This is a genomic window from Pseudomonas edaphica (assembly GCF_005863185.1).
Classification (GTDB): Bacteria; Pseudomonadota; Gammaproteobacteria; order Pseudomonadales; family Pseudomonadaceae; genus Aquipseudomonas; species Aquipseudomonas edaphica.
Genome location: NZ_VBVZ01000385.1, coordinates 1 through 6,071, shown reverse-complemented (window position 1 = coordinate 6,071; position 6,071 = coordinate 1). Strand labels below are relative to the sequence as shown.

At 63.3% G+C, this 6,071-nt stretch carries 1 protein-coding gene; it reads left to right on the top strand.

The window, feature by feature from the left end; translation table 11 throughout:
- Nucleotides 1–5,915 (top strand): filamentous haemagglutinin family protein (locus FEM54_RS22145; protein WP_171045883.1); only part of this gene is annotated, 5,915 nt, incomplete at its 5' end.
- Nucleotides 5,916–6,071: the final 156 nt, after the last annotated feature.

Sequence of the window (6,071 nt, the reverse complement as noted above, 5' to 3'; positions counted from 1 at the left end):
CGGCAAACCACAAAGGCAGCCTGACGGTACATCAGGCCCAGGGTGCGTACGAGGCCGGCAAAGGCTTCGCCTACAGTGGCGGCAACCTGAACATCAGCACGCCGTTGTTGACCGGCGAAGCCGGCTCGGTCAATCGCATCACTGTCGGTGGCGCGTTGACTGTGCGGGCCCCGGCCAGCGGCACAGCGCCGGTAGAGGCGGCGGCCATCGACGCCTTGGGCGCCGAGCTGCTGCTGTCCGGTCGCAGCGTGGCGCTGGATACCTCGGTGGTGCTGCCGAGCGGCAAGCTCACCCTCAGCGCCGATGAAGAACTGACCCTTGGCGCGGCTTCACGCCTGGACCTCAGTGGTCGTAAAGTGCAAATCAGCGATGTGAGTAAATACAGCTGGGGCGGTGATGTCAGCCTGGAAAGCCGTCATGGCAACATTCGCCAGGCGACAGGCGCGTTGATCGACGTGTCTGCGCAATTCAATCAGGGCGGCTTGCTCAAGGCTGTGGCGGTGGACGCCGGTGCCGGGCAGGTCGACTTGCAAGGGCAGGTTCGCGCCGGCAGCAGCGGTTATTACGATGCCGGTGGCACCCTGGTGCCGTACAAAGCCGGTGGTGTGGATATCCGCGCGCAGCAGGTAGGGGACTTTGCCGCCTTGAACCAGCGCTTGAACCAGGGCCAGGTCGTTGGCTCGCGCAGCTTCCAGCTCAAGCAGGGCAACCTGGTGATTGGCGATGAACTCAAGGCCAATCAAGTCAATGTCTCGGTGGATAACGGCAGCCTGACGGTGCTGGGCACCATCGATGCCAGTGGCGAGCGGGTCGGCAGTATTCGCCTGGCCGGCAAGCAGGGCTTGACCCTTGCCGGCAGCGCGCTGCTGGATGCGCACGGCAGCGTATTGCGGGTCGACAGCTACGGCAAGATCATCGATGCGCCGAACCGGGCGATGGTGGAACTCAACAGCGGCGATGGTCAATTGACCTTGGCCGATGGCGCGCGTATCGACCTGCGCCACGGCACCGCTGCGGCCCCGGGCAGTGGTCCGGGACACTCTGACGGCGTGGCCCGGGGCACGCTGGAATTGAACGCACCGCGGCTCAATGCCAATGACGTGGCCATCGACGCCAGCGGGCAGGTCAACATCCAGGGCGCCCGCTCCATTGCAGTCAACGCGGTGGCCCGTTACAGCGATGCGCCGGTGGGCACAGAACCGTCGGCCAGTGGCCGACCGTATCAGGTGATTGACCAGAACTACCTCACGCAAAAGCACGCGCTTGCCGAGGCTTTCATCAACAACGCCCTTAACAACGCCGGGCTGATGCAGGGCAAGCTCGCGGGCTTGAATAACAGCCGTTATACCGAGGCGTTCCACTTGCGCCCAGGTGTGGAGATCGTCACCCAGGGCGACCTGGTGGTGAGCGGCGACCTGGACCTTTCCGGCTACCGTTACGCCAGCGTCAACCCCAACACGCCGAAGACTTCGGTGTACGGCTCGGGCGAGGTGGGCAGCCTGGTGGTGCGTGCCGGTGGCAACCTGGATGTCTACGGCAGCATCAACGATGGCTTTGCGCCGCCACCGAAGACGCCCGACGATAATGGCTGGGTGCTGACGCCGGGGCTGCAAGGGTTCGGTGCCGATGTGATTGTGCCCGGCCCTGGCGTGGTACTCGCCAACGGCAGCGCATTCCCCACGGGCAAGACCCTCAATTACCCGTTACCGATCCAGGCCACTGCATTGGCCCAAGGCACTGTGCTGCCGACCCGAGGCACACTCGACGCGCCACTGACCCTGCCGGCCAACACGGTGTTGAGCGCGACGGTGCGCGACAGTGGCGGCAACCTGTTGTACGCCGCGGGCACCTTATTGCAGCAGCCTGTGGTGCTGGCGGCCGGAACACAACTGGAGGCGGGCACGGTCTTGGCCGGCGCGGCTTCGCTGCGCGCCATGACCTGGCCGGCGGGCGTGCCACTGCCCAGCCGTGGGGGCGTGACGGGCAGTGCAACGGACGGTGTGTTGCTGGCCGGTGACATGGCCCTCAAGGTCGGGGCGCTGATTCCGTATGGTACAGACGTCAAGTTGCCCAATGCTGCGGTGTCGGTACCGTTGCGCACCGTGACCGGCGCCACGGCGCGCCAGAACTGGGCCGTGGCACCGATGCTGGCCGAGGGCTCGCAGTCGTGGTCATTGCGCCTGGTGTCCGGTGCCGATACCCAGGCGGCTGATACCCGTGCGATCCAGCCAGCCTACGCCGGCGACTTGACCCTGGCCGACACGCACTACGGAATCTATGAGACCCACGACAAAATCATCATCCCGGCGCAACCGGCGCGGCCGGGTGGGGCATGGTACTGGAGTGATTTGGCCGCCGAGCTGTTCGGTTACGAGGCAGGGACTCCAGTGTCGCAGTCCGAGTCGGGATTGTGTGATGAACCCGACATGTGTATTCGCGTCAAGTACGTATGGAGCGACCTCGGGGAACTCTTCGGCTTTGTACCGGGCCAGCCGGTATCGCCTCAGGACGAAGGCACCTGCGACCCTGATTTGTGCGTTTCCCTGGGCGAACCGATTCCAGCAATACCTGAGCAGGTCACCATCGGGCCGGTGAAACGGGTCTCACCCGTGAGCCAGCACTTTAGCGTGCTGCGCACCGGCACCGGGGATCTGGACTTGATAGCCGCGGGCAATGTGGCGATGAAGTCGCCCTATGGTATTTATACCGCCGGCGCCTCCAGTGCTTCTCGTGCAGGCAGTGCCGCCGCTGAGTTTGATCGCGCTCGCGCCACCTCAGCGGATGGAACGGTGCTGGGCAGCGCGGCCAAGGCGTATGAAACGCTTGTCGATAAAAGCAGCCCCTATGCCGCTTGGTATCCCGATGGGGGCGGCAATGTGTTGTTGCGCACGGGTGGTAGCCTGACAGGCGATGTTTGGACGCCGCTCACCGACGCGATCATGCCCAATGACGGTCGCACTCAACTCAACAGTGCGAACCTGGGCAATTGGTTGTGGCGCCAAGGTACCGGAAACACTGCGGGTGTGACCCCGACACCTGCCAGTTGGTGGATCAATTTTGGTACTTACGTTAAAAGCGACAGTGGTGCCAACATCGAACTCGAAGACCGCGCACAGATAAACCTGCTTCCACGCCTGGTGGGGTTCACAGGTGTAGGCACCCTGGGCGGTGGCAACCTGACCCTGGACTTGGGCAGCGATGCCGGCATGCTCGTTCGTCGCGGCGATCCCGGTGCAGTCAGAGCACCGCGCAGCGAAGGGTTGGTGCTGGCTGTTGGCAGCACTGGCCGGGTGGTCGACGGGCAATTGCTGCTCACCGGTGGCGGTGATCTGGATGTGCGCATGGGCGGTGATTTGAACCCCGGGCTGGATGCCCGCGCGAGCCGTGATAAATCCGCTACGTTGTCAGCCGATTATAAAGCGCAGGTGCTCAGCCTCAACGGCGTACTGACCAACCTGCGTGGTGCATTGAACCTGCAAGCAGGCAGCCTGGGGGGCATTGCCTTGAACTACGGTGAAGTGCCCGGATCTCAGGATGCCAAGGACAGCCGTGCTTACTCACCGTACACCGCCAGCCTGGGCACGGCCACGGGCGGTATCACGTTGATGTTGGGGGACGCCACGGCCAACCTGTCGACCCGAGGTGACTTGGTGCTGGCGGGGACAGGCGATCCAGGACGTGTTTCTACCGAAAATACCCAGGCATTCAGTTACAACGGCACAGACTATGGCAATGGGACCACCTGGTTCTCGCTGTGGACCGATCGCACGGCCATTGACCTTTTTTCCGCAGGTGGCAGTTTGACGCCTAGCGTGCAGAGCATGTCGCTTGCCAGGTCAGGCATCCTTGCGCCTTTGCAAGGGCAGAACTACTCAAGCTCCGATGGGCGTTTTATCTTCCCTTCCAAACTGGGCGTGGTGGCAGCCAATGGCAGCATCTATCTCGGTGCGTCCGCGTTGGGCGTTGGCCCGCTGCCCAATAATCCCGTTTACTCGTTATTGCTGGCGCCATCGAGCCAGGGGCGGCTGGCGATGTTGGCCGGCGATTCCATCTACGCCAGTGGCTATGCAGTCAACCAGTCGGGTGACAGCCTGAGTTCCATAGCGACGCCTTTGGCGCCAGCCTTTGTTGGCAGGAACGGGTTCAATCGCGTCATCGACAACCTGGGCGGTGACGCGATACAGGCTGATCTTTCCTTGTTTGCCTTGCGCAGCCCAACCGATCTTGCGCGCCCGCCAGCCCAGACACAGCCGGCCAGGTTTTATGCCAATCAAGGCGATATCGTCGGCTTGCGCAGTGGTGAAATCATCACGTTCAGCAGCGGTCGGCAAGGGCAGGTCCGCTATGAATCCGCAGGTCCGGTGTGGATGCGAGCGGGGCGCGATATTGTCGGCTCAGGCACGTATCTGGGCACATCCACGGTGTTTCCGGCGTTGCTTGCTGACAACGGCGACTACACAGGCGAAAGCCGCGGCAACCTGTTCGTACACAACCGTCCAGAGGATGTCTCGGTGGTGTCTGCCGGACGCGACATTATCTACAGCAGCTTCAACGTCGCCGGCCCCGGCACCCTGGAAGTCAGTGCAGGGCGTAATCTGTTGATGGAAGACAAAGCCTCCATCACCAGCCTGGGCCCGGTGGCGGTGGGGGATTCGCGACCGGGTGCGTCTATCGTGCTGGAAGCCGGGGTAGGGCCTGGCGGCCTGGATTACCTGAAGTTCGTCACGCCTTACCTGGACCGCGCCAACCAAGCGGTCGACGGTGTGCCCCTGGCCGGGCAGACGGGCAAGGTGGTGAAAACCTACGAGGCCGAGCTGTTGCAGTGGCTCAAGGAACGCTATGCCTTCAGTGGTGATGCCGAACAGGCCCGGGCGTACTTCGCTGGCCTGGGGCCTGAGCAGCAACGCATTTTTGCGCGCTCGGTGTATTTCGCTGAAGTGCGCGCGGGCGGTCGTGAATTCAACCTGAGCGCAGGCCCGCGTTCCGGCAGCTTTTTGCGCAGCCGCGCGGCGATCGATGGGCTGTTGCCGAGCAAGGACGTGGCGGGCAACCCGATTGTGTATGACGGCGATATCACCCTGTATGGCGGTGCCGGGGTGCATACCCGGTTTGGCGGCGATATCCAGATGCTCAGCCCTGGCGGGCAGCAGGTGTTCGGTATTGAAGGGACTGCGCCGCCGGCGACCGCTGGGGTGCTGACTCAAGGTGCCGGGGATATTCAGTTGTATGCCCAGGGCAGCATCCTGTTGGGCCAGAGCCGCATCATGACCACCTTTGGCGGCTCGATTCTGGCGTGGTCCGATGCCGGTGATATCAACGCCGGTCGGGGATCGAAAACCACCGTGCTCTATACCCCGCCGAAACGCGTGTATGACAACTGGGGCAATGTGACCTTGTCGCCCAACGTGCCGAGTGCGGGGGCGGGTATTGCGACGTTGGCGCCGATTGCCGAAGTGCCGGCCGGTGATATCGACCTGTTGGCGCCGGCGGGCACCATTGATGCGGGCGAGGCGGGGATTCGGGTTTCGGGCAACGTCAACATTGCGGCGTTGCGAGTGGTGAACGCGGCCAATATCCAGACCCAGGGCAAGTCGTCCGGGGTGCCGGTGACGGCGACGGTCAACACTGGGGCGATGACCTCGGCGAGTGCGGCGGGGGCGGCGGCGTCCCAGGCGGCGGAGGACGCGGCGCGCAGTCAGCAGGCGGCGGCGAAGCAGGGCAGGGCTTCGATCGTGACGGTGGAGGTGTTGGGTTTTGGCGCTGAGCCGGTGGAGCGTGAACCGCAGCCTGCGGGCCAACAGAAGACCTCGGGGTATAACCCCGGCAGTCCGGTGCAGGTGTTGGGGGCGGGGCCTTTGAGTGAACAGGCGCGGGCGCGGTTGACTGACGAGGAGCGTAGGCAGATTAGTTTGTAAGGGTTTTTGCGGGACCTCTCGTTGTAGGTTTGGGGTGATCGGTGATTGCCCCTTTTTTTGCGTGTATATCCGTTATTTGGGTGATGGCGACCTATGGTTCCGCTCTTACAGCGGGTCACTTTTGGCAAGCGCCCGGAATGCCGGCCCAGTCAAAAG